This is a genomic window from Aeromonas sp. 97A, from assembly GCF_051919185.1.
Classification (GTDB): Bacteria; Pseudomonadota; Gammaproteobacteria; order Enterobacterales; family Aeromonadaceae; genus Aeromonas; species Aeromonas veronii.
In genome coordinates this window covers 338381-353606 of record NZ_JBQBFF010000001.1, presented here as the reverse complement: position 1 = coordinate 353606, position 15226 = coordinate 338381, and the positions used below count along the sequence as shown (strand labels likewise).

The window sequence follows — 15226 nt, the reverse complement described above, 5'->3', positions numbered from 1 at the left end:
GGACATATAATAAAATATATCTCGTATCTTGAGATGCTGGAGGTTGTACACTAGAAAATCACGCTTTAGCGATTCTCGAGCCATAACCATCGTCAAAGGTGAGTCAGCTCACCAACCTAGGCTAGGGAGGGTGAGAACAAGTACCCTCCACAACAAAACTGAAAATTTTAGTCGATTTAATTCAAATGCTTACAATGGCGTATTTTTGTACTTGGTGACTTATTCGCACCTTCCCTAATAAAAAATGCTTGATAGATAAATGGAAAACATGCACCACAGTCAGTGGTGCAACCTATAAGACATAGTTGACCTGTACAGAACTATCATTCTGTCCTTGCTCCACGAGAATGAGATGATGGGCCATTGTTTACATTTTAGGTTTAAGGAATGAGCCATATCTATATGTTTAAAAACAGTCACTCTCTACGGCACAAATCAGTAACCCACTGCTGCACCTGAATATTTCTCTCGATTTTGATATAAATCTGCTCACGACATTTATATTTGGCTCATCAAACTAACTATTTCAGCATTATTGAACCAAATATACTGCCGCTTTTAGCAGCAGTACCATTTTTCAAGCCAACGTCCACAGAGAGCCGCCCATCAATACAGTTTCTCCATGCGCTGAATACAGCGACAACTGGCGCTTTCCTGGCTGCGGGTAAATACGACTGGACAAGGTCGCATCCCCATCGTTAACAAATACCTCCACAGACGAGAGATCCAGGAAAACACGAAGTGTCAGATGAACCCCATCAGGCAGAGCAATGCTGCGATAACCATCCAGTCCCTCATCCGGGTAATAACGCCAGAGTACCAACCGTCCAGCTTGGTTATCTACATAGAGCCGGAGCCCTTCCCCCAAACGGATTCCATAGTGTTCTGCTTGACTGTCGCCGGTATGCCAAGTCAGTTCAAGCTCTACAGCATTCGCATCTTCAGTGAGCAAATGTGTACCGCTAAGCTTCTCAAATAGTAGCGGCTGGCGGGCTTTACGAAGAGACTGAACTTCTTTGACAGGACGCTGGCACAAACGCCCATTGCGTTCATAAAGCTCTCTCGGTAGTGTCAAACAGCCCGCCCACGCTTCGCGCTTGGTAGGCATTGGGGACTCCCACATGTTCATCCAAGCCATTATGATTCGTCTGCCGTCATCAGCGACAAAAGATTGCGGAGCATAAAAATCATGCCCGTGGTCAAGTTCTTCGAATTCACCGGTTACGGCAAATGCAGTTCCAGGTTGCCAGTGACCAGGCAACACACCACTCTGAAAACGGTTGCGAAATCGGAATTTTTCCTCTTTCATCCCCTGTGGAGAGAACATTAGCCAGTGGTGGTCGCCACAGTGGAAGAAGTCCGGGCATTCCCACATATAGCTTGACCCAGAGGCCGAGTGCGCTAGTACCCGTTCCAGATGCCAGTCCCGCAGTGACGTACCGCGATATAGAAGTACCTGACCGGTATCAGAAGCATCTCGTGCGCCAATAACCATCCACCAAAATCCATTCTCCCGCCAGACCTTCGGATCACGAAAATGCATGATTCCTTCCGGTGGGGTCAGCACACATCCCTGTTTTTCAAAATTAATTCCGTCACGACTAGTAGCTAAACACTGCACCTCACGGATAAGACTGTCATCCCCTCGCTCTTCCAGACAGACATGGCCAGTGTAGACCAGCGACAACTCTCCATTATCGTCCACAGCACAACCAGAGAAACACCCATCTCTGTCATATTCTTCACTTGGAGCCAGTGCAATCTGTTCGTGTTGCCAGTGCAGCATATCTTTACTGGTGGCATGTCCCCAGTGCATAGATCCTTGATGCTCGCTTGCAGGGTGGTGCTGATAAAACGCATGATAGCGTCCACCAAAATATATAAGCCCGTTCGGGTCATTCATCCACCCGGCTGGAGGAGCCAAATGAAATGATGGATACCAAGTAACACCGCGATGACTAAGGAGTGAATCAAGTGCAGAGTGTGCAGTCGCAATACGTTGTTTCATACGCGGACCTCCTTAAGTTCTATTGTAGGTTCTGTTGAAGAAGTTACCGATTTGCGGGAATTACTCAGGGTGAATATAGATATGACGGTAACAGCCAAGACGATTCCACCCAGTACCAGATAGGTGCTCTGGAATCCAATACTGTCATACAGGTGACCTGCAAAGATTGAGAGGAATATCGCTGCCAATTGTTTTGAGAATTGAAAGCCGATCAGATAAATAGATGCTGATAGCCGGATATCAAAAACACCTGAGATATACTTGAACGCGCCGACCAATAGGAATGGCACTTCTAGAGCATGTAGCATTTTCAGGATAACTACTTCAGTTGCTGTAGTAGCAAAGGCCGACCCAGTGATGCGGATAGCCATAATCAGTCCAGCAACAATCAACGTGTTTTTAGCACCGATGCGGTTAATCACCCAAGGAGAACAGAACATAATGATGGCATTGCAAATCTCGCCAGCCGTAGTGGCAAAACCAAATGCTCTAATCCCCTCCTCTGGTGTATCAAAAAAGGATCGGAAGAATGTAGCAAACTGCTGGTCAAAAACGTCATAAACGCAGGCAACTCCAATCATGTAGAGCATAAACATCCACATCTGACGCATACGAAATAAACTAAATACCATTTTTCCGGAAATCACGGGGGAGTTCGCGCCCAACGCATTCATGACCATCGCCGTCTGACTGGTTCCTGGACGCGCCAACGCCAATAAAAGAACCAGCAATAACGCGCAGCCTGAACCCATCCAGAACACCAGGGATGGATCAATGTTGAAGAGTAGTCCTGCCGTGGTGGCACAGAGAGCCCATCCTAGACAACCGAACATCCTAGCCTTACCGTATTCAAACCCGCTGCTGCGGCTGACACGTTCAATATACGCCTCAATGGCACCGGCCCCAGCTGAAAAAACAAAGCCGATATATAATCCACCACTCAGAGCTCCAGCCCAGATGCTAAACCGCAAGAGCGGAGCAAACACGTACAGAAAGAAAGGGGCGAACAGTACCAGAAGCAGGCTAATGAGCCACATCAGATGTTTTTTTAGGCCAAGACGATCTGAGATAATCCCCAGCAGAGGCTGGAAACTAATTGCAAACAATGACAAGCATGAAAAAACAATTCCGGTATCTGTTTTACTTAATCCAACAACGTCAGACAACCAAACAGGTAGAAATGGAAAACAGGTTGCCATAATGAAAAAGTAGAGAAAAAAGAACAGGCCGAAAATCCAGAAATCCTTTTTCTTATGAGTACTAGGCGCATTCATTATTTTTATCCTCTCGGGATAGAATAGAAAGGGCCGAGACCGGCCCAGGTCTTATTATGCCAAACGCTCAAGAGCTATTAGCATGGCGCTTTCCGGATCCAGTATGGGAAGCTGAATACCAGCCAGTGCTAGCCATTCTCCGCAGACCTCGGTGTTCTGGCACATCCATTCTGGCAACCTACGCATGGTATGCCCCCCCTCACCAACCAGTTGAAGATCGGGATGATCAACAACGTGGAGGCGATAACGGGCCTGCGCTTCCAACCCCGGGATACGCAGGGTTCCCGGTAAGGTGTTATCAGGCATCGCGAGCTGACTCACGAGAAAAAGCGCCTGCGTTTGATCTGAGCTCACGACGCCTTGAACCTGAGTTGCAACGTCTGGCATATCAACCCGCCACAACGTGCCGGTGTGAATAAGCTGACGCCATTTTTTGTAGAGCGCAGCATATCGACAGTAACCAGCAGATTCGTCTTCACTTGCTGTCACCGGGTCCAGCTCTAGGCCCATATGCCCAAAAAGAGCCGTCAAGCCGCGAAAAGCAATGCTGTGTTGCCGGAAGGTGGCATGGCAACGATGGCTACCAATGTGTGCTCCCATAACCTCCGGAGGGAAGAAGTAACTCATCCCACGCTGTATGGTGCATCTCTCTAAGGCATCATTGTTATCAGAAGCCCAAAAACGATGTGTGCGAGCAAGCACCTCAAAGTCGATACGCCCGCCACCAGAAGCACAGGATTCAAACTCAACTCGAGGGAAACGTTTTCTCAAAAGCTCCAATAGCCGGTAAAACTGTCTGGTCTGTGAGTCCACCGCTGCACGACCTTCATGCCCCGCTTGGACAAGTTCACGGTTCATGTCCCACTTCACATAGTCAACAGGGTGTTCGCCCAGTAGCCATAAAAAACGTTCATAAATGTATGTAAAAGCTTCGGGAATATTCAGGTTGAGAACGTACTGGTGTCTTCCGGTTGGTTGTGTATAGCCCGGCATTGATAGCACCCAATCGGGATGCAGGCGAAAGAGGTCAGAGTCTGGATTGATCATTTCGGGTTCTAGCCAAATTCCAAACTCCATGCCAAGAGATTTCACATGATTAATCACTGGCATTAGCCCATCTGGATATTTCTGTTCATCTAGATACCAGTCACCTAGGGCTGCATGATCATCATTGCGCCCTTTGAACCAGCCATCGTCGATAATGAATCGCTCGACACCAAGTGCTGCTGCGCGCTCAGCCATCTGCGCGATGTAGTCAGGGTTGTGGTCAAAATAAATACCTTCCCAAGTGTTGAGGTGCACCAGACGAGGTTTCTGATCAGGGAAGTGAATGATTTCATCACGCAAAAAACGGTGATATTGCTGGCTCATGCCGTTGAGACCATCAGGGGAATGGCAGGCGTACAACCAAGGGGTATACAGGGTTTCATCCTGCTTAAGTGCTTTCTCTCCAGGCATCCATAAGGCTTCCGCCTGAAGGTAACGTCGCCCGTCAGTTTTGACCTCACATTTCATGCGATGGTTTCCGCTCCAGCCCAGATGTGCAGCCCACACCTCACCTTGCTGTTCAGAAAAGCCAGGAGTACCTGCAATCAGCGCTGGAAAATGCTCATGGGACGTTCTGCCCCGGCGGTTTTCTAAGACAAAACCATCATGTGTTAGTCGGACCCGGTGCGGTTGAAACTCGCGTGTCCAGCGTCCATGAAAGGCCATCACTTCTCCCGCTCGCTCAGCCACAGGTAAAGTGATCGCGAAACGATTAACCTGCCAATCCCCTTCACGGAGGTTCGTTAGGGCATGCCGCATTTTCAGTACGCCTGAAGATGTCAGTATCAACTCACTCACCATCCGTAGGCCCGCCACCGAATCCTCACTCGTCAGAGTGAGTACTTCTCCGATCTGCTCGACTCTGACGGTTCTGAACACTGGCGATGCATCGAGACCATTTCGGTGTCCCTCCAGCCCTGGAGAGCCAAAAAGTCCTAGTCCGTTCTCAGCCATTAAGGTCAACGGCGTGTCTATATCTAGACGACCATTCGCAACCGGTCTTTCGAGGCTAATACAGTCATCTGGATTAAAGTGTTGCAGAGCGGATCCCCACCAAACTATCTCGGCATAAGGGTGAGTTTTAATAATCAGGTTTGAGTGGGGGCTGCTCAGCCTGCGGTACGTCGGTTCCATAAGACATCTCCGTTTTCGAGTATGTCCTACTGTTGATCCGAAACGTTTCGGCCATCAACCAAAACGTTTCGGATGTGTGATCTGGTTAAAACTAAGACGAAGGGGGAAGGGCTGTTTTACCCGGATTAAAATCCGGCTGCCAGAGCACTTGCAGCGTTTCCGGAGAAACATCTGTGATGAGTTTACGTATCATGTCAGCAACCTGACGGCCGACACGCTCTCTTGTTGACTGAAGAACGGCTGCCACATCCAATTCTATGATACTGTCCTGTGGCAAACCGTCGTAGACAACTAGAGAGACTGCATGCTCTCCATATAGATGGTCAGAAAGCAACAGCGATATGGCTGCACCGTCACCACTCAAGTCGCTATCGGTAATAATGGCGGTAGGGGGAAGTGGAAGTGACATTAGCTCGTTCACAGCTTGGTAACCAGCGCGTCGTGTAGGGGTAATTAAACGTAGCCAAGTCTCAGGCAAGCTATGTAGACTTAGGGCATCTCGCCAACCTTGGCGTCGAGCCATGACATAGGCCCGGGAACTATCCTCACTAAGTAATGCAATTCGCTGATGCCCAAGTGCAATGAGATGCTGCGTGGCATGCCACGTGCCCGCATGGTTATCAAAGTCAAACCAAGCACAGGGAAGACCGGACAACACTTTTCCGAGAGCCAGAAACGGTATGCCAGCCTCAAGAAGGTGTATCAGGCGCGGATCGTTGTCCAACGTGTGAGCCACAATCAGAGCATCAACCCGGCGGCTTTTGACCAAACGCATATAGCTGTGACTGTCAGCCCCCTCATCATCAGCTATCAGCAGTAAGTCGATATCATGCTTGGCCAGTTCACGGCTTATACAACTGACCATATCCATGAACACACTGCTGTTAAATGGTACGGCATGTTCAGGAAACACAAAGCCAACCGCATCAATTTTCCCAGTTTTAAGTCGTCTTGCTTGGGTGTTTGGACGGTAACCCCGACGTTGTGCCTCCATCTCCACACGCATACGGGTCTCTGCCGAGACATCAGAAAACCCACCAAGCGCTCGGCTGACAGTGGTGACAGAAATTCCGAGTTCGGCAGCAATAGCCTTAAGTGACATATCTTCTCCTGCTGTTAACTAATCGCTCTTGGCTGTGTTCTCAGATGTTCGTTCTTGTCACGCCAGTTTCCGTGGGTAGTGAAGACAGAAAGCTAGCTTGGTAAAGGCTGGAAAAACTCTCACCTATAATTCATATCTAATTGAAAATCCGAGAAACTTCATTAGCAATTCGAGATACCACTCTACCATATTGCACCGATGTTAGCGGAGTTTACCGGTATCAGTGGAGGTATCCCTGAATCGCCCCCAGTACTTTAAAAACCTCACAGCCTTGAATGAGGCAACTATTGGTGATGTATGATCTGCCAGCCTTATCCGGAAACAATCAGAATCGAAGCGATTAAACAAGTCATAGAGTACGTGTGGTCGGTGACTACCGTTGCACGATAAACCGGGGTATCCAACCACAGCCTGCATGCATGCATGGATCAAGCAGTAGGCTGTCCCTGCTGAATAACTGCACGAAGAGTAAGTCTTTACAAGCCGAGATCCGATGCCATAAACCAGTCACCGCAGAGGTAACTGTTTTACGGAATTGGTCAAGCAATCCTGGCCTATCAATAGGTTCCCAGCCAGTTGTCAATCAGCGCTGTGAGTTGTGGAATGAGCCGAATGAGGGCTATTATCGGTTCATACCGTGAGCCGAATAAGGTGTCAATTCGGCTCATTTTTGGCATTGCACTGCTTGCCCGCGACACATAATCAACGAGGTTATCGATGACAGTAGACTGGATCTGGCAACACGAGGACTGGCCACATTTTTGCTGGCAAGATAAGCAGTTACTGCCAAGGCTACGTCTGGCACACCGCAATCTGGGACTACTCCAGGGCCTTCATTTATCAGCTCACAGCACAACACTGGCGCATCAGACACATGCCCTAGATACGCTGCTGGCCAATATCGTCGCGTCCTCAGCTATCGAGAATCAGCAACTGAACGCGCAGTCGTTACGTGCATCTCTGGCATGTCGCCTCGGGATAGTGGAGCAGTCACACTACCCTACCTCAGTTAGATCCGAGGGGCTGGCCGCCATGATTGTGGATGCAATTAGCAGCGATGAGCAGTTGACGCTTGAACGCCTGCTGCAATGGCATCGCTGGCTTTTTCCCGCAGATGACCGGAGATCGCATCAGATACGCGTTGGCCAGCTGCGTGGTGATGAGCCGATGCAGGTGATATCCGGAGCACGTGATCGACTCATCGTGCATTTCGAAGCCCCACCACGTGAGGGACTAGGGCAGGCATTGGCCACTTTCATCGACTGGTTCAATACCAGTTTCGATGATCCCTGCCTAGATCCATTACTGCGAGCCGCCATCTGTCAGCTCTGGTTTGTCACGTTACATCCGTTTGATGACGGTAACGGACGGATTAGCCGAGCCCTCACCGATCTTGCACTCTCTCAGGCCGACAACCAGAGCATCAGTCTGTATGCAATTTCGACAGTGATTTTTGAGCGTCGAGCTGATTACTATCGCGCTCTGGAGCAGACCCAGAGAGGTGGTCTGGATATCACCCCTTGGCTGGTTTGGTTTTTGGACACACTCAACGTCACGCTGGAACAGGCACAACAATCATGCACCCAAACTCTGGCCCGGCAACGTTTCTGGCAGCAACACGCTAATGACCAATTGTGCCCTGAACAGGTAATGATCCTGAACTATTTGATAGGCAGTGATGATGATCGCTGTTTGCAGAGCATTAGTGCCAGTCAGTATCAAATTATTGCTCAGGTGAGCAAATCTACAGCCACGCGCCATCTTACTGATCTACTGGAAAAAAACTGCCTAGAAAAAGAGCCTGGTGGAGGCAGAAACACACGATATCGGCTCAAATTGACACCTGAAAAGTAAGCCAATTTATAATATGAGGTGGGTGATTACTGGATTTGCCCCATAGAGCCAGACACTTGCACCTTGTCCATGAATGCTAACTTGTAGGGGGGGAGTGCCGATCGGATTCTCGCCTTCTCAGTTAGTTCCATCCCGAAGCATCGATTTGGGCAAGAACGCCCCGCATCTTTATTCATCACACCGAAAGAGCAAGCAGAGTTCGCTCTATTTTGCAAGATCACTCGAGCACATGATGAAAATACTTCTCATTTTGCTGTTCAAGCTATCCTAAGGGTCCCGTAAGAAATCACTAATCTATCCTCACAGAGTGAACATCTTCAGGTGATAGAACCTTTACTCGTGTATACGTGAACTTTATCATTAGGCACATCACACTTTAAGGTAGCTATTTAATTTAGTGATTTTACTTAGCTGAAGCATTACTGTTTGGAGAGAATAAATGGCAAGGAAAAGGCGGACATCAAAGAAACTTGGAGATTTTTATCTAATTATACTTGCCATCGTCATCTTTATTACTATCAAGATAATTGAAGCTATTAAAGCGGTTCCTTGGCAATTTTGGGTGGGTGCATTCTGCGTTTTATTTCTTTTTTTCACATACCGTTACAAAAAAACCACCGACAAACCAGAAAAACCAACAGTTACAGCCACACCTCATCCAACTAAGCACACTTCACCAGTGCATCGAGAGCCGCCGAGGGCAGCTTTCACGCCATCACATGCCCCCAGTCATTCGAAAGCTATAGCCAACGCGGATACAAAGATGCAACCAGAGGCGTTACCACACCAACAACCGAATCCAAACACTGAAGATCTGATCAAGGTATCGGCCTCTGACCTCATGATTTCTGGAGTATCAACCCCTTTTGAGCCCACGACCTTGGATGCAAACTCTTTTGCCAAGACAAAGCCAGATCCAGCTATTGATGCGCCACCAGCCTCCCTTGATTTTGATGACGATGTTTTTACTGTTTTGTCCCTGACAGATAACGATACGGAACTACCCGCGCCCGAGTTCAGCATATCTTTTTCATTCGGAGAACGCAGCCCATCCGTTGTGCCTTCTGAGCAAAACGTACTCTTCACCTCTTCTGAGCTAATGCCTGCGGGGCCCTGCATGGTTGGCCGCTGGATGTCCCCAGGTGAAGAGATCACTCTTGCTGGTCTCAAAATTAGCGGCGGTATGTTTTATGTCGGCAACACCAGGCTGGATGGAGGCCTCTTTGAAGAGCCATCACTTATCGATCCACAAGCCCTTGTTACCATCAAAGATGCGCCCTCAGATCTTCCTCTGCATGGATATTATCCGAGCTATAAAAATCTCACTGCCGACGCCAAGAAAAGATATTTGCAATGGATTGCGAATGGGCGCAAAGACCCCGACGTCGCAATTGGGTTTGTTTTCATCTTTTTCTATGGCCTTGAGCGCCGGTATTTTATTGATGCCAAAAGAGACGAGCTAGCCAAAAGAGAGATGCCATTTATTCTTGCCGAAATAGCCAGATTGGTGACCATCTATTCGGCGCACCCCTCTTTCACAAGATATGCCACCAATTTTCTCGAATATGGGATGGCGAAGAACATCAGCAAGGAATATTACCTTTTCCCCGCACAAGAGGCCGATCCGCTCAGCTACCACGTCCCTATTTCGCTGAAAATCTGCCTCGGGCAACTGGTTAGAGACGGCAAGCCGGTTCCTGCCGATTGGGCTTTGCTCTGGGCGACCTGTACCCCGACAATTTCCTTACGGACCCCCGCGCAGCGCTGCTTTGATATCTTCAAGGCTATGTTCATCGACACCTATAAACGGGAGTATGGCGATGGCATCAAACTGAAAGAGCTCAAATCCCGTGTCGAGGTTTCCTATGCGCCGTCTTCTTATGCCGTCAGCCAATTCATTGAGCGCTGCGTCACCAATCTATCTGATGTCTCCTTCTCGCAGCCATACATCAGAAAGCTGAGTAAGGTTGTTGACCTTTGCACCTCCTTGCTTGAGCCATATAGCCGGTATCTAGGGAGAAATGTTGGGGCAGAAAACACCTTGGAAGCTTTGCTTCATCTGCCATATCAGTATTGGCCAACAGCCATGAAACAAACGTTCGTGACGCTGGCAGAGGTTGTTGGTGTTGATGCCATGCTCCTGCCTTGGTCTGACCTTGCAGCGCGTATCAACATCAACAGCACGGGAGGCCTCAATAAAGCGCAGTATGAAGGTTTGGCTAACATCTTGGCTCACCACCATATGAGCATCGAGCCTCACCCAGAGGGAAGCAATAAGCGCCCGAAGGGAGACGAGCCTGTTGTCATCTATCCGATAAATCCGCAAGAGACGCTGAACAAAAATCAGAGCAGTGTGGATACTGTGTCCGCATTTGTAGATCTGGCCTGTGTTGTCCTGAATACCGACGAAGATAAATCGGAAGTCACGATCGCTTTCCTCAAGGAGCAGATCGGTTCAATGAACTTCCTGACCCACTCTCAATCAGTTCGACTGATCGCAAAAGCGCTACTGGGCACTCAGGCACCTCCTACCCTGTCGATCGTAAAGAAAGCCATCGATGCCTTGGATGGTGAACAAAAGGCATTAGTCGGCAAGCTGCTCGTCGCCTTTGTGAAAGCTGACAACTCGATCACCCCAGCCAAAGTGAAGGTACTGGAGCAGCTGTATAAGCTGATCTCTTTGGATGTGAAACAGGTCTACTCAGACCTCCATTCAAATGAGGCCAGGATCGTATCAACGAGCAAATCTGGCAGCGTGACCAAGGCTACTGGCAGTGCCTCCAGTTTGGATATGGCTCGGGTGGCACAGCTCAAACAGGAGACCTCTCAAGTCACTGCAATGCTTGCATCCGTGTTTACAGAGAATGATGGTGAACATGATGATATCTACCAGCCACAACAGGCCAAGACAGAAGCGTCATCAGATCAAGCGGACGAGCCGACAACCCTTGGGGACACTCGTTCTCTATTTGGCCTTGATGATGACCTAAGCCAATTCCTCAGGGCTCTGCTTGCCCGTCCGGAATGGGCTCGTGATGATTTGTCTGCACTTGCCAACACCATGGGCCTGATGCTCGATGGTGCACTTGAACAAATTAATGAAGCCATGCTCGATCACTTTGATGAAATGCTGATCGAGGGTGATGACACCATTGAATTGAACACTGACCTTCTGGAGCAAATTCCTCATGAGTAAAATCAGGCCAAAAGAGCGTGACGCCGTCATCCAATCCTTAAGAGCGGGTGTCGTGCCCAAGGTGGGTCAGCATCTCATCCAAGTTGGCCGCAAAAACGAAATTGACGCCTTCATGACAGACATCAATCGCGTTGCCGATACAGGTTCATCATTCAGGATCGTTGTCGGGGAGTATGGTGCCGGTAAAACCTTCCTTCTCAACCTTGTGCGAGCAATCGCGCTTGAGAAGCAGCTTGTTACCGTTCACGCCGATCTCAATCCCGATCGCCGACTGCATGCCAGCGGCGGCCAAGCGCGTTCCCTCTATTCTGAGCTCGCCAAGAATATGTCCACCCGCACGAAACCTGATGGCGGTGCACTTGCGGGTGTAGTGGAGAAGTTCATCGCTCAGGCGAAAAATGAAGCCAAGGCGAATGGCTCACAACCTGAAGCGGTCATCCGGAAGAAGCTGGAAGATCTAGCCGAGATGGTCAATGGCTATGACTTTGCCGAGGTGATCGCCGCCTACTGCAAAGGGTTCCAAGATGGAAATGACCAGCTGAAGCATGACGCCATCAGATGGCTTCGGGGCGAATTCTCAACCAAGACCGATGCCCGCATAGCGCTGGGTGTCCGGACCATCGTTGATGATGCCACCATGTATGATCAGCTCAAGCTGATGGCCCGTTTCGTTCAGCTGGCAGGCTATTCAGGCTTGCTGGTATGCCTTGATGAGATGGTGAACCTCTATAAGCTTGCCAACTCCCAGGCTCGCAACTCCAACTACGAACAAATCCTGCGGATCCTCAATGACTCCTTGCAAGGGACGTCGGTCGGGCTCGGGTTCATCCTTGGCGGCACTCCCGAGTTTTTGATGGACACCCGACGCGGCCTCTTCAGCTATTCAGCCCTGCAATCCCGTTTGGCCGAGAACAGCTTTGCTCAGGATGGGCTGGTGGATTACTCAGGGCCAGTACTGCGCCTCTCAAGCCTGACCCCTGAGGATTTCTACGTTCTCCTTGAGAAGTTGCGGCATGTCTATGCCTGTGGTGATGAAACCCGTTACACATTGCCAGACGAAGCGTTACCGGCATTTATGGCCCATTGTGAGAGCCGGTTGGGGGAAAGCTATTTCAGAACCCCCAGAACGACGATCACCGCCTTTGTGAACCTGCTGGCCGTCCTAGAGCAGAACCCTGATGCAAACTGGAAAGAGCTCATTGGCTTTACTGACATCAAATCTGATCAGGGAGCGGAGTTAGAATTGGCAGTGGAGCCCGATGATGAATTCACCTCGTTCCAGCTCTGACTCCCGACATTTTGAACGGCTGGATGAGCGGATCCGGCGCTGGGTGTGGCAAAAGGGGTGGACCTCTCTTCGTGATGCGCAAGAGCGGGCGATACCGGCATTATTGGGGGCAGATACAGACGTGATCATCGCTGCTGCCACTGCTGCGGGTAAAACTGAAGCTGCCTTCTTGCCGATATTCACGGTGCTACTGAACAGCCCCGAGCCCGCTACGGTTCTATACATCAGTCCTCTCAAAGCGCTGATCAATGATCAATGGGGACGGCTCAACGAGCTCTGTGACTCGTTGGAGATCCCTGTTACTGGCTGGCATGGTGATATCGCCTACAGCAAGAAGCAGAAGTTCTTGAAGAGTCCCAATGGGGTGTTGTTGATCACCCCTGAATCCCTGGAGGCCCTCTTTGTGAATCGGGGGTCATCCATCCCTGGGATGATGGCCAACATCAAGTACATCGTGATTGATGAGCTGCATGCCTTCATCGGCTTTGAGCGAGGAAAACAGATCCAATCCCTGATGCATCGTGTTGAGCTGGCCATCGGTCGTCAGGTCCCCCGCGTTGGGCTCTCTGCTACTCTCGGGGATATGTCGCTCGCGGCAAAATTCTTGCGCCCTTCCCTACCTGATAGCGTCCAGCTCATCGAGTCAAAGGATGGTGGCCAGGAGCTAAAGGTCCTCATCAAAGGCTATCTCGAAGGTAAAACGGAACCAGACGAAGAACGAGATGAAGACGACCCAACATCTCCCTATGTAGCCATCAGTAACGACTTGTATCGTGTACTCCGCGGGTCAAACAACCTGGTATTTCCCAACTCCAGATCGAACGTTGAAAAGTACACAGACCGTTTACGTCGCCTTTGCGAACAAGATAAGGTCCCAAACCAGTTCTGGGCACACCACGGCAGTTTGTCGAAAACATATCGTGAAGAAACGGAACAGGCTTTGAAGTCGGGTGATGTGCCAGCGACAGCGATTTGCACCAGTACGTTGGAGCTCGGGATCGACATTGGCTCCGTTAAAAGTATTTGCCAAATCGGTCGACCACCTGCGGTGTCTTCATTGCGGCAACGTCTTGGTAGGTCCGGACGCCGTAAGGGAGAGTCCGCAATCCTTCGCGGCTACATCATCGAGCGCGAACTCTCCCCCAATACAAGTATCTCAGATTCACTACGTGAGGACCTGATCCAAACTATCGCCATGGTCAGGCTACTGATCGGTGGTTGGTTTGAGCCTCCCCTTGCTGGTGGCTTGCACGCCTCAACTCTAGTTCAACAGATCCTTTCTGTTATCAGTGAGCGCGGCGGCATCATGGCCAGAGACCTTTGGCATAGTCTGCTCTCCCCTGGTGCGCCTTTTGAAGGATTCACACCTGATGACTTTATTGGGCTTCTCAAGCAGATGGGCCGCTTGAAATTGATACAACAGGACTCATCAGGTTTGCTGCTGCACGGTGAAGTAGGCGAAAAACTCGTTAACAATCACGAATTCTACGCATCATTTGTCAGTGATGAGGAATACCGGCTGATCTGCGCCTCTACTCAGGTTGGGTTGATCCCGATAAGCAGGCCTCTGATTACAGGCCAGAAGATCATTTTTGCCGGTCGCCGCTGGCAAGTTCTCGAAGTGAATGAAGAAAAGAAATTTATACTTGTGGCCCCCTCAAAAGGAGGGACTCCTCCTGTCTTCGATAACTGCTTGGCCACTGTTCACGAAATAGTCAGGGTTGAAATGCGCAATGTGCTTGCTGGTGGCTTTGATGTTCCATTTCTTGATACCAGAGCAAAAGAGCTACTGTCCGAAGCAAGAGAAAACTTTAAACGCTTTGACCTTGACTCGACTACATTGATTGAATTGGGCGATAATTCCGTACAGCTGTTCCCGTGGTCCAGTGATATTGCACATGATGCGTTTGTTCTGTTGATGCAAAAAAATGATATTGATGCTGTTAATGAAGGCATTTACATCTTAATTAATTGCAGCAAAGAAAAAATGCTGAATGTTATAGTCAGCATTAAAGACTCACATGTACTATCGACAGACCTACTGGACGGAGTCCGAAACTTAAATCGAGAAAAGTGGGATTGGGCACTTCCTGATAGAATTTTGCGTAAGTCATTCTCCTCACTTAGGTTGGATCTGGAAGGTGCATTAGGAATATGTAAGAAGGTCATACTCATGCATGGAAAATAATTTTTCTACTAAACTGGCTAAATAGCTATTCCGAATAGTAGATCACTGTACTCGTACCGCTTCTACAGGTGACATGGAGCACACATCGTCGATGAGCCTTGTCACTTCAGGTGTTGCATGTTAACCAGAATATGC

General features: G+C 49.4%; 8 protein-coding genes. 4 read left to right on the top strand and 4 right to left on the bottom strand.

The genetic code is table 11. The features are described from left to right. Nucleotides 1–577: 577 nt before the first annotated feature. From ACTG27_RS01705 to ACTG27_RS01690, 4 genes are all read right to left on the bottom strand, one after another. Nucleotides 578–2008 (bottom strand): glycoside hydrolase family 32 protein, encoded by a 1431-nt coding sequence (locus ACTG27_RS01705; RefSeq protein WP_201952314.1) that lies wholly within the window; start codon nt 2006–2008, stop codon nt 578–580. Further along, the gene (locus tag ACTG27_RS01700; RefSeq protein WP_201952317.1) at nt 2005–3282 is read right to left on the bottom strand and encodes an MFS transporter; all 1278 of its coding nucleotides are present in this window, start codon (nt 3280–3282) and stop codon (nt 2005–2007) included. The genes ACTG27_RS01705 and ACTG27_RS01700 overlap by 4 nt, the downstream gene beginning before the upstream one ends. 54 nt (nt 3283–3336) lie before the next feature. Next, nucleotides 3337–5463: an alpha-galactosidase gene (locus tag ACTG27_RS01695; protein WP_201952320.1), complete on the bottom strand. Its 2127-nt coding sequence runs from the start codon at nt 5461–5463 to the stop codon at nt 3337–3339. 91 nt (nt 5464–5554) lie between these two features. Then, on the bottom strand, nt 5555–6565 hold the full coding sequence (locus ACTG27_RS01690) for a substrate-binding domain-containing protein (RefSeq protein WP_201952323.1): 1011 nt from the start codon (nt 6563–6565) through the stop codon (nt 5555–5557). A 717-nt stretch (nt 6566–7282) separates the two neighbouring features. Here ACTG27_RS01690 and ACTG27_RS01685 point away from each other — a divergent pair. The 4 genes from ACTG27_RS01685 to ACTG27_RS01670 all read left to right on the top strand — a co-directional run bounded on the left by ACTG27_RS01685 (nt 7283) and on the right by ACTG27_RS01670 (nt 15091). After that, nucleotides 7283–8419 carry a Fic family protein gene (locus ACTG27_RS01685; protein ID WP_421210195.1) on the top strand — a complete coding sequence of 379 codons (1137 nt, stop codon included), beginning with the start codon at nt 7283–7285 and terminating at the stop codon, nt 8417–8419. Between the two features lie 439 nt (nt 8420–8858). After that, the gene (locus tag ACTG27_RS01680; protein ID WP_421210193.1) at nt 8859–11615 is read left to right on the top strand and encodes a TerB N-terminal domain-containing protein; all 2757 of its coding nucleotides are present in this window, start codon (nt 8859–8861) and stop codon (nt 11613–11615) included. Next, nucleotides 11608–12903 (top strand): ATP-binding protein, encoded by a 1296-nt coding sequence (locus tag ACTG27_RS01675; protein WP_439978974.1) that lies wholly within the window; start codon nt 11608–11610, stop codon nt 12901–12903. Before ACTG27_RS01680 ends, ACTG27_RS01675 begins: the two co-directional genes overlap by 8 nt. Beyond that, nucleotides 12875–15091, top strand: coding sequence for a DEAD/DEAH box helicase (locus ACTG27_RS01670; protein WP_247824043.1), 2217 nt, complete (start codon nt 12875–12877; stop codon nt 15089–15091). Before ACTG27_RS01675 ends, ACTG27_RS01670 begins: the two co-directional genes overlap by 29 nt. Nucleotides 15092–15226 lie beyond the last annotated feature (135 nt).